This is a genomic window from Acididesulfobacillus acetoxydans, from assembly GCF_902729405.1.
Taxonomy (GTDB): Bacteria; Bacillota; Desulfitobacteriia; order Desulfitobacteriales; family Desulfitobacteriaceae; genus Acididesulfobacillus; species Acididesulfobacillus acetoxydans.
In genome coordinates, this window is record NZ_LR746496.1 from 2,544,496 (window position 1) to 2,570,074 (window position 25,579).

23 protein-coding genes are annotated in these 25,579 nt (G+C 57.0%); 20 read left to right on the forward strand and 3 right to left on the reverse strand.

The features are described 5' to 3' along the window. Window positions 1-317: 317 nt before the first annotated feature. Entirely contained in the window at window positions 318-878 is a 561-nt protein-coding gene (locus MNU25_RS11260; RefSeq protein WP_240985156.1) for a hypothetical protein, read from the forward strand. A gap of 56 nt (window positions 879-934) precedes the next feature. On the opposite strand, the gene thrB is transcribed toward MNU25_RS11260, so the two are convergent. Both thrB and MNU25_RS11270 read right to left on the reverse strand, forming a co-directional pair. After that, the gene (gene thrB, locus MNU25_RS11265; RefSeq protein ID WP_240985157.1) at window positions 935-1,855 is read right to left on the reverse strand and encodes a homoserine kinase; all 921 of its coding nucleotides are present in this window, start codon (window positions 1,853-1,855) and stop codon (window positions 935-937) included. Between the two features lie 59 nt (window positions 1,856-1,914). Further along, on the reverse strand, window positions 1,915-3,204 hold the full coding sequence (locus tag MNU25_RS11270) for a homoserine dehydrogenase (protein ID WP_240985158.1): 1,290 nt from the start codon (window positions 3,202-3,204) through the stop codon (window positions 1,915-1,917). A gap of 439 nt (window positions 3,205-3,643) precedes the next feature. Here MNU25_RS11270 and ilvE point away from each other — a divergent pair, with 439 nt between their 5' ends. From ilvE to MNU25_RS11330, 12 genes are all read left to right on the forward strand, one after another. Beyond that, the gene (gene ilvE / locus MNU25_RS11275) at window positions 3,644-4,522 is read left to right on the forward strand and encodes a branched-chain-amino-acid transaminase (RefSeq protein WP_240985159.1); all 879 of its coding nucleotides are present in this window, start codon (window positions 3,644-3,646) and stop codon (window positions 4,520-4,522) included. Between the two features lie 344 nt (window positions 4,523-4,866). Continuing rightward, window positions 4,867-6,537 carry a dihydroxy-acid dehydratase gene (gene ilvD / locus MNU25_RS11280; protein ID WP_240986813.1) on the forward strand — a complete coding sequence of 557 codons (1,671 nt, stop codon included), beginning with the start codon at window positions 4,867-4,869 and terminating at the stop codon, window positions 6,535-6,537. Window positions 6,538-6,541: 4 nt separating this feature from the next. Then, window positions 6,542-8,248, forward strand: a complete 1,707-nt coding sequence (gene ilvB, locus MNU25_RS11285; RefSeq protein ID WP_240985160.1) for a biosynthetic-type acetolactate synthase large subunit — start codon at window positions 6,542-6,544, stop codon at window positions 8,246-8,248. 5 nt (window positions 8,249-8,253) lie between these two features. Beyond that, on the forward strand, window positions 8,254-8,733 hold the full coding sequence (ilvN, locus tag MNU25_RS11290; protein WP_240985161.1) for an acetolactate synthase small subunit: 480 nt from the start codon (window positions 8,254-8,256) through the stop codon (window positions 8,731-8,733). An 85-nt stretch (window positions 8,734-8,818) separates the two neighbouring features. Further along, window positions 8,819-9,820, forward strand: a complete 1,002-nt coding sequence (gene ilvC, locus MNU25_RS11295; RefSeq protein ID WP_240985162.1) for a ketol-acid reductoisomerase — start codon at window positions 8,819-8,821, stop codon at window positions 9,818-9,820. A gap of 376 nt (window positions 9,821-10,196) precedes the next feature. Next, window positions 10,197-11,471, forward strand: coding sequence for a 3-isopropylmalate dehydratase large subunit (gene leuC, locus MNU25_RS11300; protein WP_240985163.1), 1,275 nt, complete (start codon window positions 10,197-10,199; stop codon window positions 11,469-11,471). Then, complete coding sequence (locus MNU25_RS11305) at window positions 11,464-11,952, forward strand: 3-isopropylmalate dehydratase small subunit (protein WP_240985164.1); 489 nt, start codon at window positions 11,464-11,466, stop codon at window positions 11,950-11,952. The genes leuC and MNU25_RS11305 overlap by 8 nt, the downstream gene beginning before the upstream one ends. Then, a complete protein-coding gene (gene leuB, locus MNU25_RS11310) occupies window positions 11,945-13,009 on the forward strand; it encodes a 3-isopropylmalate dehydrogenase (RefSeq protein ID WP_240985165.1) in 1,065 nt (354 codons plus the stop codon). Before MNU25_RS11305 ends, leuB begins: the two co-directional genes overlap by 8 nt. 705 nt (window positions 13,010-13,714) lie before the next feature. Next, complete coding sequence (gene proC, locus MNU25_RS11315) at window positions 13,715-14,533, forward strand: pyrroline-5-carboxylate reductase (protein WP_240985166.1); 819 nt, start codon at window positions 13,715-13,717, stop codon at window positions 14,531-14,533. 2 nt (window positions 14,534-14,535) lie between these two features. Further along, a complete protein-coding gene (gene proB / locus MNU25_RS11320; RefSeq protein WP_240986814.1) occupies window positions 14,536-15,675 on the forward strand; it encodes a glutamate 5-kinase in 1,140 nt (379 codons plus the stop codon). A gap of 222 nt (window positions 15,676-15,897) precedes the next feature. Then, window positions 15,898-17,145: a glutamate-5-semialdehyde dehydrogenase gene (locus MNU25_RS11325; RefSeq protein WP_240985167.1), complete on the forward strand. Its 1,248-nt coding sequence runs from the start codon at window positions 15,898-15,900 to the stop codon at window positions 17,143-17,145. A 206-nt stretch (window positions 17,146-17,351) separates the two neighbouring features. After that, window positions 17,352-17,711, forward strand: a complete 360-nt coding sequence (locus tag MNU25_RS11330; protein WP_240985168.1) for a glutaredoxin family protein — start codon at window positions 17,352-17,354, stop codon at window positions 17,709-17,711. Window positions 17,712-17,830: 119 nt separating this feature from the next. On the opposite strand, the gene MNU25_RS11335 is transcribed toward MNU25_RS11330, so the two are convergent. Further along, on the reverse strand, window positions 17,831-18,052 hold the full coding sequence (locus tag MNU25_RS11335; protein WP_240985169.1) for an alpha/beta-type small acid-soluble spore protein: 222 nt from the start codon (window positions 18,050-18,052) through the stop codon (window positions 17,831-17,833). Window positions 18,053-18,800: 748 nt separating this feature from the next. On the opposite strand from MNU25_RS11335, the gene MNU25_RS11340 reads away from it, so the two are divergent. The 7 genes from MNU25_RS11340 to MNU25_RS11370 all read left to right on the forward strand — a co-directional run bounded on the left by MNU25_RS11340 (window position 18,801) and on the right by MNU25_RS11370 (window position 25,495). Next, window positions 18,801-19,211, forward strand: coding sequence for a DUF3842 family protein (locus MNU25_RS11340; protein ID WP_240985170.1), 411 nt, complete (start codon window positions 18,801-18,803; stop codon window positions 19,209-19,211). A gap of 160 nt (window positions 19,212-19,371) precedes the next feature. Then, on the forward strand, window positions 19,372-20,289 hold the full coding sequence (cysK, locus tag MNU25_RS11345) for a cysteine synthase A (RefSeq protein ID WP_240985171.1): 918 nt from the start codon (window positions 19,372-19,374) through the stop codon (window positions 20,287-20,289). Between the two features lie 156 nt (window positions 20,290-20,445). Further along, the gene (locus MNU25_RS11350; RefSeq protein WP_240985172.1) at window positions 20,446-21,198 is read left to right on the forward strand and encodes a YebC/PmpR family DNA-binding transcriptional regulator; all 753 of its coding nucleotides are present in this window, start codon (window positions 20,446-20,448) and stop codon (window positions 21,196-21,198) included. Between the two features lie 278 nt (window positions 21,199-21,476). Then, the gene (gene ruvC / locus MNU25_RS11355; protein WP_240985173.1) at window positions 21,477-21,974 is read left to right on the forward strand and encodes a crossover junction endodeoxyribonuclease RuvC; all 498 of its coding nucleotides are present in this window, start codon (window positions 21,477-21,479) and stop codon (window positions 21,972-21,974) included. Next, complete coding sequence (ruvA, locus tag MNU25_RS11360) at window positions 21,971-22,564, forward strand: Holliday junction branch migration protein RuvA (RefSeq protein WP_240985174.1); 594 nt, start codon at window positions 21,971-21,973, stop codon at window positions 22,562-22,564. The genes ruvC and ruvA overlap by 4 nt, the downstream gene beginning before the upstream one ends. Before the next feature lie 234 nt (window positions 22,565-22,798). Continuing rightward, window positions 22,799-23,827 carry a Holliday junction branch migration DNA helicase RuvB gene (gene ruvB, locus MNU25_RS11365; RefSeq protein WP_240985175.1) on the forward strand — a complete coding sequence of 343 codons (1,029 nt, stop codon included), beginning with the start codon at window positions 22,799-22,801 and terminating at the stop codon, window positions 23,825-23,827. A 393-nt stretch (window positions 23,828-24,220) separates the two neighbouring features. Next, window positions 24,221-25,495, forward strand: coding sequence for a SpoIID/LytB domain-containing protein (locus MNU25_RS11370; RefSeq protein ID WP_240985176.1), 1,275 nt, complete (start codon window positions 24,221-24,223; stop codon window positions 25,493-25,495). Window positions 25,496-25,579: the final 84 nt, after the last annotated feature.

A 25,579-nucleotide genomic window follows, 5' to 3' on the forward strand; every position in this document is an offset into this window, starting at 1 on the left:
AGGCCGCCCGCCGGCGGCAGCTGCTTTCAATCCTATTTGCCGCCGACGGATTGCGCTCTAAGACTGGGCGTTCGCGAAACGTCCCAGCCTTATTTTGTGTCTTCAAGCTGACGGGACTTGGCTGGCTCGAAGCAACCGTTTCCAGCGCCTGCCGACTCCCGGTTGCATCGAAACAAGCGATCGAGATCTTGCTTGGATGTGCGAAAAAAGCCCGCATCCAGCGCCTATTCCGGAAGCGGGAGACGGATGTCGAAGGCGGATAAAAGATTTAAAGAAAGAAAAGTATAAGGGAGGAAGCAAAGGATGAGGGAGATGAAATGATGGTTAGAATTAAGGATAGGGTGCTATTAGGGGTTGCGGCCGGGTTGGGGGCGAACGCAGCCAAACAGACACTCGACTCGATTTTCAGAAAGCTGAAATGGCTGGAAATTGACGGGCGGGAAAGAGCCGCCGGAATGCTCATTTCTCCGCATAAACTTGCGAAAAAGTCCGGCAGACTGGTGGGCTACATAGCGGATAATACGGTGGCAAGCTTGATCGGTATCGGAACCGTATATGCGCTTTCCGTAGTGGGAAAAGAAAAAGCGGCCCTCAAGGGTGCCATCACCGGTGAAGCCGCGTGGACAGGATTATACGGTGTATTGGGGACGATGGGTGCGACAAAAGTAGCCCCTGCCGACCCGGCTACGGTCCTGAGCGAGTTTGCTTCTCACACGGTTTTTGGGGTCTTGGCAGCAACTATCGCCAGTAAATTGGGGGATGAGAGTCTGTTTAACGGCTCCAAGCCTCTCGCTGTCTTCGCGACAAAGGTGCAGCCGGATCATCAGACGGAGGGCAAGCCGGTCGGTTCGATAGGGCAAAATAATGCCGCCGGATAATCTGGGGCCATTTCCGCAGGGAGACTCGTTGCTATTTCGTTTAAGGTTTTACGTAGTTAGGTCCGACATCTCACGTCGGGTCCCGTAACCGTGGCGCCTTGAGGATCGATGGAGAGAAAGAAAATTTCGGCCGGCAGGCCGTCCTCGGCCAAAGCCAATTGCATAGCCCATCCGACCCCCTTGGCGGCTGCCCGATCGGCCAGGGCGAGCAGGGTGGGCCCCGAGCCGCTCAAAGCCGCCCCGTAGGCCCCGGCGCGCAAGGCGGCCTCCAGAGCGGGTTTCAAACCGGGGATCAGGCCGGCACGCTGTTCTTGATGGAGCCGGTCTTCCATGCCCGGCCGCAAGAGAGGGTAATCCCGGCGCAGAAAAGCCTCGACGATCAAGGCGGCGTGCCCGATGTTGAAAACGGCATCCGCCCGCGGCACTTTGCTCTCAAGAACCGCCCGGGCTGTTTCGGTTTTGAGCGGGGTGTCGGGCACGGCGACCACGGCTGCGAGGGGGGGACATTCGGCGATGATCCTGGGCAAGATACCCTCCGGCGTTTGGACGGAAAAAGTAACTCCGCCGAATAAGGCCGGGGTCACGTTGTCCGGGTGCCCTTCCAAGCCGCCGGCTATTTGGAGAAGTTCCAAGCGGGAAAAGGGTGAGCCGGCCGCGGCGTTAGCCGCCAGGAGTCCGGCACAGATGGCGGCTGAACTGCTGCCCAGTCCGCGGGCCGGAGGAATGTTGTTCTCAAGCAGGAGGGAAGCGCGGGGAACGGGAAACCCCACCCGTTGCCACAGGTGCAGCATGGTTTGCCAGACCAGATTGGTCTCATCCCGGGAAATTCCCGCGGAGTAGCGGCCCGCCAGCTCGATGGCAAAGGGGTGGCCGAAACTCAAAGACAGAGTGTTGCGCAGAGTCAGGGCCAGTCCGAAACTATCGAATCCCGGCCCAAGATTGGCGGATGTGGCGGGAACACTGACCCGGATTGACATAACTGCCTCCTGTCTGAAGGGAATTGCCGAGTCCCGTCCGAAAATCGTTAATTCGTAGGTTAAATCCCGGATTCAAAACGGATGACGTTGTATACGGCCAGGGTTTTGCTGTATGCTCTCACGGAGTCGAGTGCATCCTGCAATTGGGCTTCGCGGCAGGGGTGCGTAACCAGGACGATTTCGGCCTGCTCATGACCCCTCGGTTTTTGAATGATGGAGGCAAAACTGATATTGGCCTCAGCGAAAAGGAGAGCCAAAGTCGCCAGAACGCGCGGCTCGTCCTTAACCAGGAGCCGGACATAATAAGCCGTGGTGAAATCCCGGCTTTCCGTCAGCGGGAGGTCGTGATAGCAGGTACAATTAATGGAGGAAGTGGAGCCCGTGTGGATATTGCGGGTTACCTGAATGATATCTGAGACTACGGCACTTCCCGTAGGAAGAGAACCGGCACCCTTGCCGTAAAACATGGTCTCGCCGACGGCATCCCCGACCACGTAGATGGCGTTAAAGACCCCGCTGACGGAAGCCAGAGGGTGGCTGTTGGGCAGAAAGGCCGGATGGACGCGCACTTCCACGCCGCCGCCCTCCAGGTGCTTGGCAATGCCCAGCAACTTGACGGTGCAGCCGAGCTCTGAGGCATATTGTAAATCTTCCGAGGTAATCTTGGCAATCCCTTCAACGAAGACATCGGGAAGTGTGACTCGGGAATTGAAAGCTAAGGAGGCCAGGATGGCCAGTTTGCGGGCCGCATCCAAACCGTCCACGTCGGCGGACGGGTCCGACTCGGCGTAGCCGAGTTTCTGGGCTTCCGCCAGGACATCAGCGTAATTTCGGCCCTGCTCCGCCATGGCTGTGAGAATATAATTCGTCGTGCCGTTGATGATGCCGAGCAAAGCGCTGATCTTGTTGGCGGCCAGGGACTGCTTGAGGACCGCGATAATCGGGATGCCGCCCGCGACGCTGGCCTCGAAATAAAGGTCTTTGCCGGTTTGTTTGGCCGTATTGAACAATTCCTCTCCGTGCAAGGCGAGGAGGTCTTTATTGGCGGTAACGACGTTCTTCCCCCGCCTGAGAGCCTCCAAGATATAACTGCGGGCGGGTTCAATTCCCCCCATGACCTCGACGACGATGTCGATTTCGGGATCCTCCAAAATGGTTTCTGCTTTGTCTGTGAACGCGATGTTTTCGGCAAAGGGGCGCGGTTTGCCGAGATTTCGGACCAAAGCCGCTTTGATACGAATCTTGCTTTCCGTGCGCGTTTCAATGTCTGGCGCGTTTTGTTCGAGGATCTGTGCGGCGCCGCTGCCGACCGTACCAAAACCGAGAAATCCCAAATGAATCGTCTTCATAAACTAAAGCAACCTCCGTTTTCCCAGAGTGAACAATTGTATACCCGTAGTGGACATTATACGCTGTCAGGGCTTCGCTTGACAAGAAAAAGATCGGTTGAGGTGAGAAATTCACCTCTTTTTCTCTGCTGAGGGTTGACAGGTCAATCTGTATCATATACACTATCGACAAATGGATAATGTATTATAACACTAAACCATGCGAATTTACACCGGGTAAAAAACCCGAGCGGCAGGTTCCAGTTGGGGAAGCAGCGCTTGGGTTTTGCATTCTTATCGGAATGTTAATGTTGTTATTAATCGCATTATTATAGAGAGTTCCGTTTAAATTGCGAACGACTTGATTTAGAATGGAGAGAGGGCCGGGATGTACTGCCCTGCCTAATTTAGAATCCCGCGCACGGGGACTCCCGGCGTGGAGGGAAAGGGGAAGTTTTATATGGGACTCACAATTTACTGCGATGGGGAGTTTGTTCCCGAAGAGGAAGCCAAGGTTTCGGTTTTTGACCACGGTTTTCTCTACGGCGACGGTATTTTCGAGGGGATTCGGGCCTATCACGGCCGGGTTTTTAAGCTTGCGGAGCATCTGAAGAGGCTGTACGAGTCGGCTCGTTCTATCCATCTGGACATCGGTCTGCCGGTAGCGGAAATGGAGCGAATCGTGATCGAGACTTGCCGCTTGAATCAAATCCGGGACGGCTATATTCGCCTGGTCGTCTCGCGGGGCAAGGGGGACTTGGGGCTCGATCCTTTGAAATGTTCCCGGGCGGCCACTTACTGTATTGCGGATCAGATTAAACTCTATCCGCCCAGTATTTACGAAGAGGGCATGGAGTTGCGGACGGTCGCTATCCGGCGCAATAATCCGGATTCGCTCAATCCCAGAATCAAATCCCTCAACTACCTGAACAATATTTTGGCCAAGATCGAGGCCAATTTGGCCGGAATTCCGGAGGGGGTGCTGCTCAATCAGGAAGGTTATGTTGCGGAATGCACCGGCGACAATATATTTATTGTGCAAAATGGGGTTCTGAAGACTCCTCCCGGCTATGTGGGCATTCTGGAGGGGATTACCCGCAACACAGTCTTGTCTTTGGCTGAAAAACGGGGTTTAAAGACTTCTCAGGAGCTATTTACCCGGCATGATCTTTACACGGCCGACGAATGCTTCCTCACCGGGACGGCAGCCGAACTGGTACCCGTGGTTAAGATTGACGGGCGGGTAATCGGTCAGGGAACCCCGGGGGAGACCTTCAAGGGTCTGCTCAGGGAGTTCAGAGAAACAACTCTCACGGACGGACCGGAAATATTCCGGTAAGAAGAGACAGGGACCATGCCGGAGAGCGTCGCGATGTGTGCGATGTTGACGCCCATGCCGCGCCGCGGGAGCATCTGATCGTGAAAGAGTGAAGGGTCCGAGCGCGGGAACGCCGTCAGATCCGCAGCGAGGGACCCGCGGCGCCGGATCCGAGCGATGACGCCGGATCCGAGCGATGACGCCGGATCCGAGCGAGGGCGTCGGATCCGAGCGATGGCGTTAGGTCCGAGCGATGACGCGAGATCCGAGCGACGACGCGAGAGCCGATCGATGCGATGAAACTGCCGTCGAGAATCTCAGGAGTCTATCCGGTGGGGGAAACAGGAGAGAGGGGATGGGGGAAAGTGAACAGTGATACGGTGAAGAAGGGTGCCGACCGGGCTCCGCACCGCTCCCTGCTGAAAGCGCTGGGGCTTACGGAGCGCGAGATCGCCAGGCCTTTTGTCGGAGTGGTGAATTCCTATACCGAGCTCGTTCCGGGGCACATGCACCTGCGGCAAATTGCCGACGCGGTCAAGGCCGGCATTCGGGAAAACGGCGGAACTCCTTTTGAGTTCTCGACCGTAGCGGTCTGCGACGGTTTAGCCATGGGACACGAAGGAATGCATTTTTCCCTGGCCAGCCGGGAGTTAATCGCCGATTCAGTCGAAGTAATGGCCAAAGGACATCAGCTGGACGCTTTGGTTTTCATCCCCAACTGTGACAAGATCGTTCCCGGCATGTTAATGGCCGCGCTGCGCTTGAATCTGCCCGCCATATTTGTCAGCGGCGGGCCCATGCTGCCGGGTCGCTTTGAAGGGAAAGCCGTCAGCTTGAGCACCATTTTCGAAGGAGTGGGGAAAGTGCACGCCGGCCTGGCGGACGAATCCTGGCTGGCCGGACTGGAGTTGAAAGCTTGTCCGACAGCGGGTTCCTGTGCCGGGATGTTTACGGCTAACTCCATGAACTGCCTGACGGAGGCCTTGGGCTTGGCCCTTCCGGGCAACGGGACGATTCCGGCGGTTTATTCCGAGCGCATCATCCTGGCTAAGGAAAGCGGATTCCAAGTGATGAACCTTCTCCGGCAAGATATCCGACCGCGGGATATCGTCACGGAAAGGGCACTCAAAAACGGGGTGGCGCTGGACATGGCTTTGGGCTGCTCCACGAACACGATTTTGCACTTGCCCGCGATCGCCCAGGAGGGGCAGATTCCTTGGCGACTGGCGGAGGTAAACCAAGTGAGTGAGCGCGTTCCCCAATTGTGCAAGCTCAGCCCGGCCGGTCCCCATCACCTCTCCGACCTGCACGAGGCCGGCGGGGTCAGCGCGGTGCTGAAAGAGCTCTTGGACGCGGGACTGTTAGACGGAGATGTGCCGACGGTTTCAGGGGTCACCCAGGCCGAACGGCTGGCAAAAGCCGCGGTTCTGGATGAGGCGGTGATCCGCCCTCTCAGCCGTCCCTATTCCGCGCGCGGCGGCTTGAAAATCCTCTTCGGCAATTTAGCTCCCGAAGGAGCCGTGATCAAACAAGGAGCCTTGACCGAGCAGGACCTTGTTTTTGAAGGGACCGCCAAAGTCTTTGACGGGGAGGCGGAGGTAACCCGGGCTATTGCCAAGCGTGAGATTCAGGCGGGCGACGTGGTGGTGATCCGGTATGAAGGCCCCAAAGGCGGGCCCGGCATGCGGGAGATGCTTGGCCCCACTTCCATGCTGGCGGGCATGGGGTTGGATGCCAGTGTGGCCTTATTGACGGACGGGCGTTTTTCGGGTGCCAGCCGCGGTCTCTCCATCGGACATGTTTCACCTGAGGCGGCCCTGGGCGGTGCAATCGCCTATGTCCAAAGCGGGGACCGGGTCCGGATCGATTTGCCCCAAGGACGGCTGGACTGGCTCGTTTCCGCCGAGGAGGAGGAACGGCGCCGTCAGACGACGACACTCAAAGTTTCCCGAGGCGGGGGGTATCTGGGCCGTTATGCCCAAGCGGTGCAGTCCGCGGCCCAGGGGGCGGCGTTCAAACCGGTCGGGGAGGGGTGAGCAAATGATGGAGTCAAGGTCCGATCAGATGATAAAGCCCGGGTCTGAGAGAAACCTGACCGGGGCCGAGATCCTTCTGAAAGCGTTGGCCGAGGAAAATGTAGAACTGATTTTCGGCTATCCGGGAGGGGCCGTTCTTCCCCTTTATGATGCTCTTTTGCAGAGTCCGATTCGCCATGTCCTGGTTCGTCACGAACAGGCGGCGGCCCATGCCGCTGACGGCTATGCCCGGGTGAGCGGCAAGCCGGGGGTTTGCCTGGCTACATCCGGTCCGGGTGCCACCAATTTGGTCACAGGGATCGCCAACGCCTATATGGATTCCGTTCCTCTGGTCGTTCTGACCGGACAGGTACCGACCACATTGCTGGGGACGGATTCTTTTCAGGAAGTGGACATCACCGGGATCACGATGCCGATCACGAAACACAGTTATTTGGTCAAGGATGTGCGGGATATCCCGCGCATTGTCAAAGAGGCTTTCTACATTGCCGGGAGCGGCCGCCCCGGCCCGGTGGCGATTGATTTGCCGAAAGATGTTCAGGCCGCGACCGCGGTTCCCGAGACGGCAAGCCTTAACTTAAAGAGCTATAAAGTTTTTGGCAAGGGAAACGCGGGGCAAATCATGGAGGCGGCCAAGGCAATCCGCACCAGCAAAAGGCCGGTTCTCTATGCCGGGGGCGGGGTCATCTCTGCCGGCGCGGACGGGGCTCTGCGGGAATTGTGCCGCAAGACCGGGCTGCCTGTAGTCACAACTCTGATGGGGATCGGGAGCCTTCCGCATGGTCATCCCAATCTTTTGGGTATGGTCGGGATGCACGGTACGGTCACCGCCAACTATGCCGTGGATGACTGCGATCTTTTGATCGCTGTCGGGGTGCGCTTCGACGACCGGGTGACGAGCGGGCTGGGACATCGTTTCGCGACCAAGGCCAAGGTGATTCATATCGATATCGATCCGGCCGAGATCGGGAAAGTGGTCAGAGCCAATATTCCGATTGTCGGAGATGCGCGGCAGATTCTGGAGGACATCCGGGAGAGGGCGGAACCCCCTGAGATCGCGGATTGGTGGAGGCAGATCAGGCTTTGGCAGGAAAGTCATCCCCTCAACTATGCCCAGACGGATCTGAGCCCGCAGCTGATCATGGAAACGATCGGAGAATTGGCGGGCGAAACCACGGTCGTGGCGACGGATGTGGGACAACATCAAATGTGGGCAGCCCAGTTTTACCCGGTGCAGCGGTCGCGTCATTTCCTTACTTCCAGTGGGCTGGGTGCGATGGGGTTCGGTTTGCCCGCGGCGATCGGCGCGCAACTGGCCCGGCCGGAAGCATTGGTTTTTTTGATCGTGGGGGATGGCGGTTTCCAGATGACGATGCAGGAGTTGGCGACAATCGTCCAATATCGGCTCCCGGTTAAGATCGCCCTGCTCAACAACGGGGTTCTCGGTATGGTCAGGCAGTTGCAGGGAGTCTTTTGCGGCGAGCGCTTCAGTGAGATTCAACTGCACGCCAACCCGGATTTTCTCAAGATCGCCGAGGCTTACGGCATTTTGGGCATCCGGGTGAAGACGGCGGCGGACGTGGAAAAAGCGGTGCAAAAGGCGCTGGCGCATCAGGGTCCGGTGCTGATGGATTTCCTGATCTCGGCGGACGAGTGGGTATGGCCCATGGTTCCGCCCGGAAAAGCCATTACGGAAATGTTGGGGAGGTAGGGAGGATGTTGCACACGCTCGCGGTCCTGGTGGAAAATCATCCGGGGGTTTTAACCCGGGTTTCGGGGCTTTTTGCCCGCCGGGCTTACAATATCGAATCCCTTTCCGTCTGCCGGACGGAAGATCCCGATATTTCCCGTATGACAATCGTGGTTGACGGGGACGACCAGGTTCTTGAACAAGTGACCAAACAACTGCATAAACTGGTGGTCGTCCATAAGGTGGTGGATCTCACCTCTGAGGCGGTGGTGAACCGGGAGTTAGCCCTTGTCCGCGTTAAGGTCAATGCGGACAGCCGTTTGGAAGTTCTCCAGACGGTCGATGTCTTCCGGGGTCAGGTTGTTGACATGGGCCGTTCCAGTGTGATCGTGGAGCTTACGGGGGACGGCGAGAAGATCGATGCCTTCGTGCGCACGGTGCGGCCTTATGGCCTGATGGAACTGGTCCGCACCGGGAAAATCGCCATTCTGCGCTCAGAGAGCTGACGCTATCCGTGGCCGACCATCCCAGTGGGATGTGAGCAGGCTTTCGCTAGTTTTAGTTTAGAGAATAATGAGAGGGTGTTGGCAAATGGCAAAAATGTTTTACGACGCGGACGCGAATCTGGAACTTCTCCAAAACAAAGTGATTGCAGTGCTGGGTTATGGCAGCCAGGGGCATGCCCAAGCGCAAAATTTGAAGGACTCGGGATTGAAGGTGCTAGTGGGCCTGCGCCGGGGAAGTGCCCGCTGGTCTCAGGCGGAAGCGGCGGGACTCGAAGTCATGACGGTAGCCGAAGCGGCCGCCAAGGCCGACGTGATTCAGATCCTCCTGCCGGATGAGCGGCAGAGCGCTGTGTATAAGGCGGAAATAGAGCCCCATCTCAAGGCCGGGAAAGCCCTGGTGTTTTCCCACGGTTTCAATATCCATTTCGGACAGATCGTACCCCCGCAAGATGTGGATGTATTTATGGTGGCGCCGAAAGGCCCCGGGCATCTGGTGCGCAGAACTTATGAGGAAGGGGCAGGGGTACCGTGTTTGATCGCTGTGCATCAGGATGCCGGCGGCCAGGCGCATGATTTGGCTTTGGCTTATGCCAAAGGGATTGGGGCGACCCGGGCCGGGGTTCTGGAAACGACCTTCAAAGAGGAGACGGAGACCGATCTCTTCGGGGAACAGGCTGTTCTCTGCGGAGGTGTGACAGAACTGATGAAGGCGGGTTTCGAAACTCTGGTGGCGGCGGGATACCAGCCGGAGAGCGCCTATTTTGAGTGTGTGCATGAGATGAAGCTGATCGTCGACCTCATTTACGAAGGCGGGATGAGTTGGATGCGCTATTCGATCTCCGACACGGCCGAATATGGGGATATGACGGTGGGCAAGAGGATCATCACGGAAGAGACGCGTAAAGAGATGAGGAAAGTTCTGACCGAGATTCAAAATGGGGAGTTCGCTAAACGCTGGCTTTTGGAAAACCAGGTCAACCGGCCGGCATTCAACGCCATGGCCCGGGCGGAGGCAGAACATCAGGTCGAAAAAGTGGGCAAAGAGTTGAGAGAAATGATGCCCTGGCTGAAAAAACGCGGCCAATAAGCCGGACCGTGACCTGGGGAATGACCGTGGAGACCTACAGCGGAGGGTTGCGGGGGAATTGTTACTCAACTCCGGCCTGTGCCGTCAAAGCGCTGCCGCAGTCTTAGATCTGTGGGTGGCTAAGCAAGTGTAGTTCCGCCCGCGTCCATACGCAGTCTTATAGCTGCAGGCGGGCTCAGTATGCAAGTGAACCCGTTAAGCAGTAGCTGAACAGCATGATAGTGTCCTGTGAACACTATCGCCGAACCGCAAGCTTTCAAAGAACAAGTCTGATTTGGGGTTACGCTTTGGGGTAGATTTGCCCACACTGACCACAACCCCGACGACTGATACTTGTGCGGTGAGGATGACTTCGGGATAAGGGAGCTGAACAGAGATGTCGATGACGATTACAGAAAAGATTCTGGCTGATCATGCCGGTTTGCCTGAGGTTGTCCCTGGTCAGCTCATTACGGCCAAACTGGATCTGGTATTGGCTAATGATGTGACCGGGCCGATCGCCATCCGGGAGTTTACCAAGTTCGGGGTGGACAAAGTCTTCGACGCGGGGAAAGTGGCCCTAGTACCCGATCACTTCACCCCCAACAAAGACATTGCCTCGGCCGAACAAGCGAAACTCATGCGAGAATTTGCCCGGGAGCAGCAGATAGAACATTATTGGGAAATCGGCCGGGTCGGGATCGAGCATTGTCTCTTGCCGGAACAAGGGGTGACCCTGCCCGGGGATATGATCATTGGGGCTGACAGCCACACCTGCACCTACGGGGCCCTGGGGGCTTTTGCCACGGGGGTGGGAAGCACGGATTGCGCGGCGGGTCTGGCTACCGGTGAGGGCTGGTTCAAGGTCCCGGAATCCATGAAGTTCGTCTTTCACGGGACGAAATTTCAGCCGTGGGTGAGCGGAAAAGATCTCATTCTCTATATTATCGGCAAGATTGGGGTGGACGGTGCCCGCTACCGGGCCATGGAGTTTGCCGGCGAGGGAATTTCCGCGCTTTCCCAGGATGGGCGTTTTACCATGTGCAACATGGCCATCGAGGCCGGGGGGAAAAACGGGATTATCGCTGCGGATGAAAAGACGGAGGCCTATCTGAAGGGAAGAGCGCACCGCCCTTACAAAGTTTTTGCCAGTGACCCGGATGCCCGTTATGCCGAGATTATGGAATTTGAGGTGAGTGAGATTCCTCTGCAGGTCGCCTTGCCTCATCTGCCGGAAAACACCGAATCAGTAGAGGAAGCGGCGGGGATCAAACTCGACCAGGTAGTGATCGGGTCCTGCACCAACGGGCGAATCGAGGATCTGCGCGTCGCGGCTGGGATCCTGCGCGGACGGAAAATTCACCCAGAAGTACGTTTGCTGATCTTTCCGGGCACTCAGGAAATCTATCGCCAGGCCATGCATGAAGGTCTGCTGGATATTTTCCTGGAGGCGGGAGCTGCAGTGAGTACACCCACCTGCGGTCCTTGTCTCGGCGGGCACATGGGGATCTTGGCCAAAGGTGAGAGAGCTCTGGCTACGACCAACCGCAATTTTGTGGGCCGCATGGGTCACCCGGAAAGCGAAGTTTACCTTTCCGGACCGGCGGTGGCCGCCGCTTCGGCGGTACGCGGAGAAATCAGCCATCCCAGGGAGGTGGTCGGAAATGGGTAAAGCTTGGAAATTCGGACATGATATTGATACGGATGTCATCATTCCTGCCCGTTATCTGAACCGGTCGGAACCGGAATATCTGGCGGCCCACTGTATGGAAGATGCGGATGCTGGTTTTGCCCCGGGGGTCAAGTCAGGTGATGTCATCGTCGGCGGGAAAAATTTCGGCTGCGGTTCCTCACGGGAGCACGCTCCTTTGGCGATTAAAGCGAGCGGGGTCAAAGCCGTGGTCGCGGAATCCTTTGCCCGGATCTTCTACCGCAATGCCCTGAACATCGGTTTACCGATCCTTGAGTGCCCGGAAGCGGCAGCGGGAATCGAAGCCGGGGACGAAGTCGAGGTGGAGCCTGCGAGCGGCAAGATCACGAACGTGACCCGGAAGACCTCTTTCCAGGCTATGCCGTTTCCGGTCTTTATGCAGGAACTGATGGCGGCCGGGGGGTTGGTTCCCTATGTGCGAGGGAGGTTAAAGAATGCCTAAAGTAGCAGTCCTGCCGGGGGACGGAATCGGCCAAGAAATCGTGCCCGAAGCAATCCGGGTTTTGCAGGCCGTTTTGACCGACAGCTCTTTGCGCTTGGAATTTAAGGAATATCCGGTGGGTGGGGCGGCTATCGACCGGGCGGGCCGGGCTTTGCCCGCCGAGACCTTGGCTGCCTGCCAAGAGGCGGATGCCGTGCTCCTGGGAGCGGTCGGGGGTCCGAAGTGGGATACCCTGCCGGCGCCGGAGCGGCCTGAGACCGCGGCGCTTTTGGGACTGCGCAAAGCCTTAGGGCTTTACGCCAACATCCGCCCCGTCCGCATGCTGCCGGCCTTAGCGGATGCCTCCGCTTTGAAGCGGGAAGTGGTGCAGAATACGGATTTAGTCGTCTTGCGCGAGTTGACGGGCGGCCTTTATTTCGGGGAAAAAGGACGCAAACAAAACCCGCCGGCGGCTTACGATCTCATGATCTATACGGAGGAAGAAGTGGAGCGAATTGTCCGCCTGGCTTTTGAGACAGCCCGTCTCAGACGCAAGAAGCTCTGCTCCGTGGACAAGGCCAATGTTTTGGAGACTTCCCGCTTTTGGCGGGAGGTGACGCTCCGGGTGGCCGCCGCTTATCCCGAAGTCGAGCTGACCCATATGTACGTGGACAATGCGGCCATGCAACTCGTCCGCGATCCGGAGCAGTTCGATGTTCTGGTTACCGAGAATATGTTTGGCGACATTCTGACGGACTTGGCTTCCATGCTCAGCGGTTCCATCGGCATGATGGCTTCGGCCAGCCTGAATGGCAAGAAGGGGCTGTACGAGCCGGCTCACGGTTCGGCGCCGGACATCGCCGGGAAGAACCTGGCCAATCCCCTGGCGACAATCCTCTCGGGAGCTTTGATGCTGCGCTATTCCTTCGCCCGGGAAAAGGAGGCTCAGGCCATTGAGCAAGCGGTGAGCAAAGTTCTCGATGCCGGCTATCGGACGGGCGACCTGGCCAAACCGGGTGATAAGGTCCTGGGCACGAAGGAAATGGGAGATGCGGTCCTGGCGGCCTTAAACTCCTGAACAGTTCCCTGATATATACCAAAAAGTAATTTTCGGAGTCTGCCCATGTCCACATCTTGTCATTTTCATCGAGTCGGGGTATACTACTGAAATACAGGTGGAATCTGGAATACAGCTGAAATACTCATGTGACTGAGATGCAAATACTCATGTGACCGAGATGCAAAATCATGTGACCCAGATGAAGATGAAAACAAGGCAAAAGGCCGATGAGCGGTCCAGTAGGAGAGCGTGCGCAGAGAGGAAACGTCAGGTGCAAGGTTTCCGTTAAGCTGTCCGAACCCAACCGTGAGGCGATGGTGATGAATCATTCGGGACCCTCCGTTAGCGGGGAGCCATGAAAATGGCGTAAGTCGGCTTGCTCCGGTTATCGGTGCGGGCAATAAAGGTGGTACCGCGGAAGGCGTCTTCCGTCCTTACTAAGGGGACGGAAGACGTCATTTTATCCTATCAGAAAGTACAAATATCCCGTAGGATAAGAAAACTTGCGTCAGTCTGATTCAACCGATCACTCACTTGAGCGATCGCAGCGCCAGGCGAGTTTTCTTTAACGGGAAAAGGTGTTACTTCTTCCATTTGTGGGAAGAAGCCTGTGCGAGCACAATTGGGAGTAGGTATCCTTGGCAAGGAACATTCTTGCCCATGTTACCGACGAACAACCGGACCAGCCTGGCTGGTGAAGCGACTGTGTTAGGAGTGAACATTATGCAAGAGATCGGTTTCATTGGTGCGGGAAATATCGCCGAGGCGATCATTTACGGGCTGCGGCAAGCCGGGGGAAAGTACAATCTGCGCGTGGTCAACCGTTCTAACGGCGCGCGACTCGCTGATTTGGCGGACCGTTATCAAATCATCCCCGCCAGCCTGGCAGAGCTGGTGCAATCTTCGGAAGTGATTCTCATTGCGGTCAAACCGAAAGATGTCCCGGGCGTGCTGGAAACTCTGGCAGGTCCGGAATTGAGCAGTGGGCTCAATGATCAACTGATCATCAGCGTGGCCGCAGGGATTCAAATCGCGACCTTGGAGAAGTCTTTGCCGGGGATGGCGGTCGTGAGGGCCATGCCAAATACTTCGAGCGCCGTGCTCCACTCTGTCACGGGTTTGGTCCGCGGGCATGAAGCGGACGAGGACCATGTGCGCATGGCGGAGAAGATTTTTTCCTCAGTGGGGCAGATTCTTTGGCTGCCGGAGAGCCGGATGAACGCTTTGATGGCCCTGAGCGGCAGCGGACCCGCCTACTTTTACCTCTTCACGGAGTGCCTGGTGCAAGCCGGCGTGGAACTGGGCCTCAGGGAAGAAGATGCGGAAATGCTCTCGCGCGAGACCTTGATTGGGGTAGGCAAAATGATGGCGGAGAGCGGTAAGTCCCCCGGACGCCTGCGGCAAGAGGTCACCTCACCCAACGGTACGACGATCGAGGCCTTGCAGGTATTCTGGGCCGCCAATCTCAAGGGTATCGTCAGGGAAGCGGCCGAAGCCTGTGCCCGCAAAGGGCAGGAAATGGAAGGGGAGTATTCAGGTTGAGTTTGGCGTGGCACCGGATCGTCCTCAAAATAGGCAGCAGCAGCTTAAACCATCCTCGGGGAGGGATCAGCGAGGAGGCGTTAGCCGGAATCGTGAGCGCTATCGCCGGCCTCAAAAGGGACGGGGTGGAATCTGTCCTGGTCAGCTCGGGTGCGGTAGCTGCCGGGATGGGGAAGCTCCGCCTGAAGGGCAGACCGCGGGATATTGCCGGTAAGCAGGCGGTTGCGGCCGTGGGACAGGGGGTACTGATAGAAAAATACGCGGCTGCCTTTGGGCGGCAGGGCCTGACGAGTGCCCAAGTACTGTTGTCGCGTATGGATTTGGCGGAGGCTTCCCGTTACCGGAATGCCCAAAACACCCTGGAACGGCTCCTGCGTCTGGGGGCCATTCCGATTATCAATGAGAATGACACGGTCGCGGTGGAAGAACTCTGTTTTGGTGACAATGATCGCCTCTCGGCTGTGGTGGCCGGCCTGGTGCACGCGGACCTGCTCGTGGTCTTGACGGATGTGGACGGGTTATACAGCGCCAATCCGCGGACCGATCCCTCGGCCCGGCTGATTGAGGAAGTCAGGGATATCGCCGCGGTCGCCGGGGTGGCGGGGGGAGCCGGTTCACGGCTCGGCACCGGGGGCATGGTAAGCAAGCTGAAAGCGGCGAGGATTTCCACCCGCTTCGGTATCGGTATGCTCCTGCTCAATTCCGCCCGCATTTCCGAGTTGGGGTCCTTGGCCCGGGGAGAAAGACCCTACGGAACTTATTTCCCGCCTTCCGGGCACCGCTTGTCCGGGCGCAAGCGCTGGATCGCCTACGCGGGACTATCGGAAGGGAGTATTATTGTCGACGAGGGAGCGGAGAGGGCTTTGCTGGATGACGGCAAAAGCCTTTTGGCCAGCGGCATCACCGGCGTGGAAGGAGAATGGGAGCGCAAGGAACTGGTGCGGATTGTAAACGGCGTCGGGCGTGAAATCGGCCGGGGGTTGGCGGAGTTGAGCAGCCTGGAAGTACAAAAGGTCCGGGGCCTGCACTCGGAGGACATGTTGGCGATCCTGTCCGGGTACAGCGGAGAAGAAGTGGTGCACAGGGATAATCTGACTCTGATGGTTGACAGAGAAAGACGGCATACCGAAACAGGATGTTAAGAGGATAGGTTGCTGTTGGTTCCGACGATCATGAGTAGTGTGCGCCGGGGAAGCAAATGACGCCAGGGAATGTTCGGGGGAGAAGGTGCGGAGGCTATGTTACCGTCGGCAGCAGGAATGTGTACAAAGCGGAGCCAGGGAATGTTCGGGGGACAAGTTATAGCCGCTATCGGCAAGATATGCCGGGGAAACTGAGAAACAGCAGGTTAGGGGGACTTAAGTATGGAGTTTCCGGAACTGACGGAAATGGGCCGCAGAGCCAAAGCAGCTGCCCGCGGGCTGGCTTTCCTGGGGAGTGCTGAGAAGGATGAGGTTCTCTTGGCGATGGCGGGCGCACTGAGGGAACACGCCGGGGAAATCCTGGCGGCGAACGCCCTGGATGTCAAAAAGGCCGAAGAAAAAGGAATGAAAAAGAGTCTGGTCAACCGTCTCAGGCTGACGGAAGCCGGGATTGAGCAGCTGGCCGCGGGGTTGCGGGAGGTAGCGGGACTGGCGGATCCGGTAGGCGAAGGGGAGTTTTGGAGCCGGCCCAACGGGTTGAGAATTCAACGCACCCGGGTGCCCCTGGGGGTTATTGCCATGATCTACGAAGCGAGACCCAACGTCACAGTCGATGCCGCGGCTCTCTGCCTCAAAGCGGGCAATGCCGTGATCCTGCGCGGAGGATCGGAAGCGATCGAGAGCAACATCGCGCTCAGCCGGGTGATCGCCCGGGCCGCGGAAGGAAAGGGGCTGCCCCGGGGTTCGATTCAGTTGCTGGAAAAAACAGAGCGCGAGTGGGTTCAGCAGCTGCTGAGAATGAACGCTTATGTGGATGTCGTGATTCCCCGGGGCGGGGCGGGGCTTATCCAAACGGTCATCCGGAACGCGACTGTCCCGGTCATCGAGACGGGAACCGGAGTGTGCCATGCTTATGTGGAACAAAGGGCGGATTTCGCTAAGGCTGTTCCCATCGTCATTAATTCTAAGACCCAAAACCCCGGGGTCTGCAACGCCCTTGAGACCCTCTTGGTCGATGACAGCATCGCTGAGAAGTTTCTGCCGCTCATGGCGGAAGAATTATACCGGCATGGGGTAGAAATCAGGGGATGTCCGAGAACCTGTGCCATCCTGCCTGGGGCGGCAGCGGCCACAGAGGAGGATTGGTCAACCGAATACCTGGATTTGATCTTGAGCATCCGGGTGGTAGAGGGTCTTGACCAAGCTTTGGACCACATTTTCCGCTACGGGACGAAACACTCGGAGACAATCATTACGGAGGACTACTCCCAGGCCCAGCGTTTCCTGAGGGAAGTGGACGCGGCCGCGGTTTACGCCAACGCTTCCACCAGGTTCACAGACGGCGGGCGTTTCGGTTTTGGCGCGGAGATTGGGATCAGCACGCAAAAACTTCATGCCCGGGGGCCGATGGGCTTGCGGGAACTGACCACCACTAAGTATATGATTTACGGTAACGGGCAAATTGTATAAAACCATGCCGCCGTGAAGAGCCATTCCAAGCTGGGTATTTCCGGCGGCCCCTGTACAAGAGTCGGCACAAAGCCCGGACTTAGTCCGGTGCAGCGGGCCGAGAGGATTGCAAAAAGAGGCAGTGGCAGTTACGGCCGAAAAGAGCGGCTGCCGGAGGAAGTCCACATGCTATTACCCTGTAATGAGGGAAGATGAGGAGGCGCAACTTGAAGGCAGGCGGAAATTTTATAGGGGTTCCCCAAGACGCTCCCCAAGACACTCCCCAAGAGATTCTCCACGAGACTCCCCATGGGATTCCCGTGGTCGTGCTCTACGCCAAAGAAGGCTGCTGCCTGTGCTCCGAGGCGCTCAAAGTGCTGCTGCACGTTCGCCAAGCCGTGCCTTTTACCCTGGTGCAAAAGGACATCACCGAGGATGAGCGACTGATGAGCAAGTATCAGTATTCGATTCCGGTGGTTGCCATCAACGGCAAAGAGAAGTTCGCTTATGAGGTGGATGAAGAGGAATTGAAGTCAGAGTTGGCGGCGGCGATGGCCGTGCCGAAATGCGAACAGGAGAAAGACTGAGTCTTTCTCCTGTTCTAAGTCCAAGCTCAAACTCCGGTTTTGCCAATCCGGTAGAAGAGTTCTGTAGAAAACCAGCGTTGGCCGCCACGGGAACTCTACAGAAAAGGAAATATAGCGAACTACTCGACGATGTCTTCGCCGTGTTCGGACATCTCCTTTTCGGCGAATTTGATCATCTTCTTGACCATATTGCCGCCGATTCTGCCCACTTCGCGAGTCGTCATGTTTTCGAACCCTTTGTCTTCAATGTCATCATCGAGTTGCAACTCTTCCGCGACTTCCCATTTCAGCTCATCCAACTGCTTTTCGGATTCGGGGACTTCGGGCTTGTTGTTGCTCATGATCCTTTCCTCCTTCAAGGTGCGTATTGAGTGCGAACTCGGTCCTTTTCTAGCATGTCCGGTTTTGTCAGGATTATACCGCAAAAAAAGACTGGAACAGACGATAAAGCCAAAAGCAGTACCTTGAGTCTATACTTAGGCATCCTGAACATGTGGAAGTTCATAAAGCAGGTTGAATCCCGTTACTCTTTGTGGTTTTGAACAGATTAATCGCACCACGAATATGTACCATGTGCAAGAAACTCTTTTGGGGATGCGCTCTCATCCCCGGAACCGAATTCCGAGGTTTCCCGCGCATGTTCTATAAGACAAGAAAAAAGCTCAACAAATTGTTGAGCCAGAGCAGAGGGGTTAGATTGAGGAGGAGTGAGATGAGAAGGTAACCGATGTAAATTACACCGGTTGTGGTGCATTTCACAACTAGATTGTAACCTATTTCGCAAACTTTTACTAGACCTTTTATTGTGTTTCAACATTAAATTATCCTATGACAAAAAAGCGACTGTTTTAAGAGGCTGCCGCCCGAGCTTTGGGGGCAGTCCTCTCGAGCACAGTTACCGAAGCAAGCCCGGCTGAACCGGGGTTTTGTCTCCGGGTCCGACCGGGGTTGCCGTAGTGGCACAGCGGAGTAAACGCATGGGGATATGGTATAAGTGGCGCAGAGCAGCAAACGCTTCGGGATATGGTATAATGTTCCCACTGAGGCTCAAAGATAGGAAAGATAGAACTGAAGGGGAGCGGTGCAGGGATGAGAGTAGCCGTGGTCGATGGGCAGGGTGGCGGCATCGGTAAGCATATTGTCGAACAGTTGCGCAAAAGGCTTCCCGGTCTGGATATTCTGGCTTTAGGGACAAATGCCCTGGCGACCGGGGCTATGTTGCGCGCGGGGGCTTCAGAGGGAGCGTCCGGTGAGTCAGCCATATGTTTTAATGCGGAGAAGGTGGATCTGATTGTCGGTTCCCTGGCCATTATAACGGTTTACGGTCTGCTGGGGGAAGTCACACCCCAAATGGCGGCCGCTCTCGCCGGCTGCTCGAAACCGAAACTGTTGCTGCCGGTCCAAAGGGGCAACGTACAAATCATAGGGCTGATTAAAGCTCCATTGCCTCACCAGATTGAAGCCCTGGTGGACGAAGTGGAGCGCAGGGTAAAAGCCTGATACCCATTCGCGCAGGGGATGTTTAGCTTTAGCTATTGCGAATCCGGAGCCGGCCGGTGACTCGTTCCTACCACCGGGCCGGTGAATCTTATACTTGACACAGGGTAAATCTCATGTTAGGATAAAGCATACTAAATTGATATGGATGTAGGTGATTAAATTGAAAAAGGCTGATTCTGTTACTGCGTTAATTGGACAAACCCCCGTGATTCGCTTGCACCGGGTCGTGAAACCCGGCATGGCTGATGTGTACGTCAAACTGGAATCCTTTAACCCGGGCGGAAGTGTCAAAGACCGGATTGCGTTGAGCATGGTCTCGGCAGCGGAAGAACAAGGTCTGCTGCTGCCGGGAGGAACAATCGTTGAGCCGACGAGTGGGAATACGGGTATCGGTTTGGCGATGGTAGCGGCGGCTCGGGGTTACAAACTTATCCTGGTGATGCCGGAAACGATGAGTGTGGAAAGGAGAATGCTGCTGGCGGCTTATGGCGCTGATTGCGTGTTGAGTCCCGGAGCTAAAGGGATGAACGGTGCCATTGAGGAAGCGGAGCGGTTGGTTCGTGAGCACCCGGGCTATTTTATGCCCCAACAATTTGAGAATGGAGCTAACCCTGAGGCGCACCGTCGCACGACCGCGCTGGAACTGCTGGAGCAACTGGGGAAGATCGATGCCTTCGTAGCCGGGGTAGGAACAGGAGGCACGGTTAGCGGTGTGGGCGAAGTGTTGAAAGCCAAACTTTCCGGAGTCCGGGTTTTCGCCGTCGAACCATCTGCTTCGGCCGTTTTGTCGGGCAAAGAGCCCGGGCCTCATAAGATTCAGGGTATCGGTGCGGGATTTGTACCGAAGGTGTTGAATCGTCAAATCTTGGACGAGGTGATCACTGTCGGCAATGAGGAAGCTCTGGAAATGGGACGCCGTTTGGCACGTGAAGAAGGTCTCCTGGTGGGTATATCCTCCGGAGCGGCGGTCAGCGCAGCTCTGCAGGTGGCGGCCTCTCTGGGTGAAGGAAAAACTGTGGCGGTCCTGGCGGCGGATACTGGGGAAAGGTATTTGAGTACGGAAATGTTCAGACTCTGAGCGGGAACCCAACTTTCATAGTACAAATATAAGGTAGTTTAATAATTCAGACTGAACGCTGATCTCGAAGAAGCCCCGGGGCTCCCCGCGCTCCCCTTTACAAAGGAAAATATCCTATGCTAAAATATTTTTTGGACTAGATAAGGGGGAGTCGTCGTGTCAGGACATTCCAAATGGGCAAATATCAAGCACAAGAAGGCTAAAGCCGACTCGCAAAAGGGGCAGATTTTTACGAAGATAGGGCGGGAATTGATTGTCGCCGCGAAAGTGGGCGGACCCGATCCGGCCAACAATTTCCGCTTAAAACTGATCGTTGACAAAGCCAAGGCCGCCAACATGCCGAATGAGAACATACAGCGTGCCATTCAAAAAGGAGCGGGAAGCGGCGAAGGTGACAGTTACGAAGAGCTCCGGTATGAAGGGTACGCACCGGGCGGCGTGGCGGTGATGGTCAACATCCTGACGGATAATCGCAACCGGACAGCGGGAGAGATGCGCCATATCTTTTCCAAACACGGCGGTAACCTGGGTGAGACCGGTTGTGTCAGCTGGATGTTTAAGGAGAAAGGTCAGTTGACCGTGCCGCGTGAGGACCTGAAATTGAATGAGGATGATTTCATGTTGCTGGCCCTGGAAGCGGGCGCAGAGGACCTCGATACGGACGAGGAGAGTTTTCAGGTCTATACCGAACCCGAGAATACGGAAGCAGTTCGCCAGGCCCTTTTGGACCAAGGCTTGCCTATAGAAGAGGCGGCCATCAACCTGATTCCGGAGAGCACGATCGAGATCGACGATGTGAACCAGGCAGGCAAGATTATCCGCCTGATTGACGCTTTGGAAGAAAATGATGATGTGCAGGGGGTTTACACCAACTTTGAGTTGGCGGAATCCATCGCGGAACAATTCTAGCGGAGTACGAAAGCAGCAATCCTCTGACTGCGGTCAGGGGAGTCGAAGGTTTGCAGAGAGCCCCTTCCCGGTGAGACCGTGGCTAACGACGAGTCGGGAGGGGTTGTTCAATTTAGAGAGTAAACGCGGCTGGCCGCGGGGCAGTTGGGGTCAAGGCCGAGAAGGCAAGAATTACAAGAATACGGGAATATATGTTCCTTAACCCCCGGAATACTGCTATAATGATAAGACACGGATGGCGCACAGAAGTCGTGTGTAAGGGAGACGGAGGGCGTGGTATGATAATTCTGGGCATCGATCCGGGGACAGCTATCATGGGGTACGGCTTGATCGAAGAGAGTCACGGCAGGCTGACGGCGCTGACTTATGCCTCGTGGCGGACTCGAGCCGGTTCTCCGCTGCCCTCCCGGCTGCTGAGCTTGCATGACAGTTTCAACCGCTTGCTGGAACAATATACGCCGGACTGCGTGGCGGTGGAGGAACTCTTTTTTAACCGCAACACCACCACCGCGCTTTCCGTGGGACAGGCACGGGGAATCGTGCTTTTGGCTGCCGCTCAGCATGGCCTCCCTGTCTATGAGTACACTCCCCTGCAGGTGAAGCAGGCGGTGGTCGGCTACGGCAAGGCAGAGAAGGTCCAGGTGCAGCAGATGGTACGTTCGCTTCTGGGTTTGGCGGCAGTGCCGAAACCGGACGATACGGCGGACGCCCTGGCCATTGCGATTTGCCATGCCCACAGTTTCACCTGGCAACGGCGAATGGGGGAACTTCAGTGATCGGCATGCTGCGCGGAGAAGTCTGGGAAATTCAGAACGACAAAATAGTCTTGGATGTTCAGGGTGTCGGCTACTTGCTGGCAGTGCCCTTGGGGTTGCTCGGCAAGACCCGGGTGGGCGAAAAGATAACGCTTTACACCCACCTCATCGTGCGCGAGGAGGAACTGTCTTTGGTCGGTTTTGCCAGCGCCGCCGAGAAGAGGATTTTCCTGGAAATGCTGAACATTTCGGGGATTGGTCCCAAAGCCGCCCTGGCCGTTTTGTCGACTTTTGGTGCCCGGGAAGCTGAGAATGCCATTGCCAGGAGGGATGTTCAGCTCTTGACCAAAGTCCCCGGCATTGGGAAAAAGACGGCCGAGCGGCTGGTCTTGGAGTTAAAAGATAAGTTTGGCGGCACGGATTCGGCGGACACCGGCCGGTCTCTCAAGGTTTCCGGTGCGGGCGAGGAGGCCTTGGAAGCTCTCCTGGCCCTGGGTTTCGGATTGGACGAAGCTCGCAGAGCCTTAGGAGAAGCGGTCCGGGAGGGCGAAGAAGCGGGCAGCGAGGAGCGCATCAGGCGGGCCTTGAAATTGTTGGCCCGACCCGGGTGAGCCCCGGGTGCCGGTGGGTGAGATCCGCTGCCGAATCGGAGACAGCGGAAGGGGTTGGACAGAGCGGGTAGGTCAGACATAACGGGTAAGTCGGACAAGCAGGTAAGCAGGGCGGAGAGTCGGCGACGGCCTCTGACCAAGAGGTTTAGCCGCATGCCCCCGGCTTAAGCAGGGATGAGATTCGGGTCCGGCCGTTGTGGAGTGTCACACTGAGAGAGAGAGGGCAGTAGGGGGATGGAGGAACGCATCATCGCGCCGCAGGAGCAGCCTGCTGACCAGGGAGGCGAGATCCTCCGGCCGCATCGTTTAGCGGACTATGTCGGCCAGAGTACCGTCAAGGAGAACCTTAAGGTTTTTATCCAAGCCGCTTTGACGCGGGGAGAGGCCTTGGATCACGTCTTGCTCTACGGTCCGCCGGGGTTGGGCAAAACCACCCTGGCCAATATTATAGCGGCGGAGATGGGCGTCGGCATTCGCACGACATCGGGACCCGCCGTGGAACGGCCGGGGGACTTGGCGGCTATCCTTACCGGTCTGGAGCCGAGAGACGTCCTCTTTATCGACGAGGTGCACCGTTTGAGCCGCACCACGGAGGAAATTCTCTATTCGGCCATGGAGGACGGGTGTTTGGATATTATGCTCGGGAAAGGGCCCAGCGCCCGTTCGCTCCGGCTCTCCTTGCCTCCCTTTACCCTGGTGGGAGCCACGACCCGGGCAGGTCAGCTGACTTCTCCTTTGCGTGATCGTTTTGGGGTGATCGCCCGTCTGGAGTTTTACGAAGTTGAGGAACTTCTGCAGATTGCGCTTAGGACGGCCGAAATTCTTCGCCTGACCATTACGCCGGAGGCAGCCGGAGAAATTGCCCGCCGCTCGCGGGGAACCCCCAGAATCGCCAACCGGCTTCTCAAACGGGTAAGGGACTATGCCCAGGTTTGGCAAGACGGGATTGTCACGAAAGACTTGGCTTCCGAGGCTTTGAACCGTTTGGAAGTGGACCGGTCCGGGCTTGATAAAATCGACCAAAGGATGCTTCGCGCTATCATCGGCACTTTCAGCGGCGGGCCGGTCGGTCTGGAAACTTTGGCGGCAACTATCGGTGAAGAAAGCGAGACGCTGGAGGACGTGGTGGAACCCTTTTTATTGCAAATGGGCTTCTTGCAGAGGACTCCCAGAGGCAGAGTGGCAACCTCAAAGGCGTACGGGCACCTGCAGATTCCGCTGCCGGCCCGTGATGAGGGAGGGCTTTTTCCGCCCGAGTCTTAGCCGGCTGAGCCCGCGGCGTTTGGCGGGTTCCATACGTCTCCCTCCGGCGGCGAGAGCCGAGGGCGTCTGGCGCTTAGCCCTCCATGCTTTGGGGCCCGCCGTGACAGCCGCCGTGGCCGGCAGGCTCGGGGGTTGTGTGACGCTCAGCCGGTTCTCCCACCCTTTGCGGGTCCTCTGCGGCAGCCGGGGCCCCGTTGCCGTGGCAGGCTGACTAAGAGGCATCGATGTAGCCGCGGCAAGGACGGGACGGAGGGCTTTGAGGTTTGGGTGAGGTTGGGATCCATCGGGGCTGCCAAGGAGTCCTTTCGCATAGGGTATCCGGAAAACGGGCACTCTGTTCTCAGAGAGTGAGGTGCCGGTATGCTTGGAAAAATGTGCCGGAGGGCTTTCTTTTTGAGCCTTCTCTGTTTGTGTTTTGTCTTTGTGCGGCCCCTTCCGCTGCAGGCCAAGACAGTTGACGTGCAACTGGTGTGGAAATTCGGCCAGACGGGTTGGGCCCAAGTGACGGTTGAGGAGGGAACCTATCGACTGCAGGAAGGTTCCCAAGTCTGGCAGCTGAAACCGGGGGAGAGTCTGCAACTGGGCTGGGCCGGTTTCGCCCCGGTTTGGCGGCTCAATCAGGCGGCTTTTCAGTGGGCTGAGCCGGAAACATTTGAGTTAAAAGGGAACGGCAGTTTCTTTCTCGTGAATGCGCAGGGGAGTAAAGTAGTCTATCGGGGGAGCCTGGTTATGGCTTGGGCCGGTGACCGTTGGCGCTTCACCAATGTCCTGGACAGTGAGGACTATCTGAAAGGGGTTGTTCCGATTGAGATGAGTAACGCCTGGGCCAAGAACGGGTTGGAAGCGCTGAAGGCCCAAGCGGTGGCGGCGCGTACGTATCTGGCCAGGCATACCGAAAGCGGCAGTGCCATCACGGATTCCCCCAACCGAGATCAGGCTTACCTGGGCAAAAGTGTGGAGGGTGCCGCCAGTGCCGCGGTGGGAGACACCCGCGGAGTGATCATGGTTGACGCCCACACACATCGGCCGATTGACGCCCTTTACTCTTCGAATGACGGGGGGTATACTGAGGACGCGCAGAATGTCTGGAGTAACCCTGACCCTCATTATGTGGCGAAGCCGGATCCTTATTCCGTCGGGGTCGGGGGTCCGACGGCCGATTGGTATTTCGTCATTTCCGCCCCCGAATTGGGCAAGACGTTCGGTTTGGGGCCCGTCCGGAAAATTCAACTGGACAAGTTCCCTTCCGGCCGGGTGAAAAGCGTTCGCTTGGAAGACGATAGGGGAAAAAAGCTCAGTGTGAGCGGCAGGTCTTTTGTGCAAAAGTTTTATCCTTCCGGGCCGATTGAAACAGACGACTTCCTAGGTACCCTGTTCACGGACAGGTTCGTGCCGACCAAGACCTCGACTCCGTTGACCCGCCTGCTGTCTCTGCGAAATCCCTTGACTGTCCTGCCGGGGCCTCGTCTGGGAAAGATCATCAGTTCGAATGAGGGCACGCTGCCTTATGACCAGCCCGACGGGGCCTTCATTTTTTCCGGCCACGGGTGGGGCCATGGGGTTGGTATGTCCCAATGGGGAGCTTATCATATGGCGGAGCTGGGTTTTACCTACCCTGAAATCCTGAATTTTTACTATGCGGATATGGTTTTGGCCCGCCTGCCGTAAGTTTTTCGGCAGGTGCGTGCAGGCCCCGGCGTTTGGGATGTGCGCTCAGTTGTTTTATTCTGCCGCAGTTGGGCGCATGCCCCT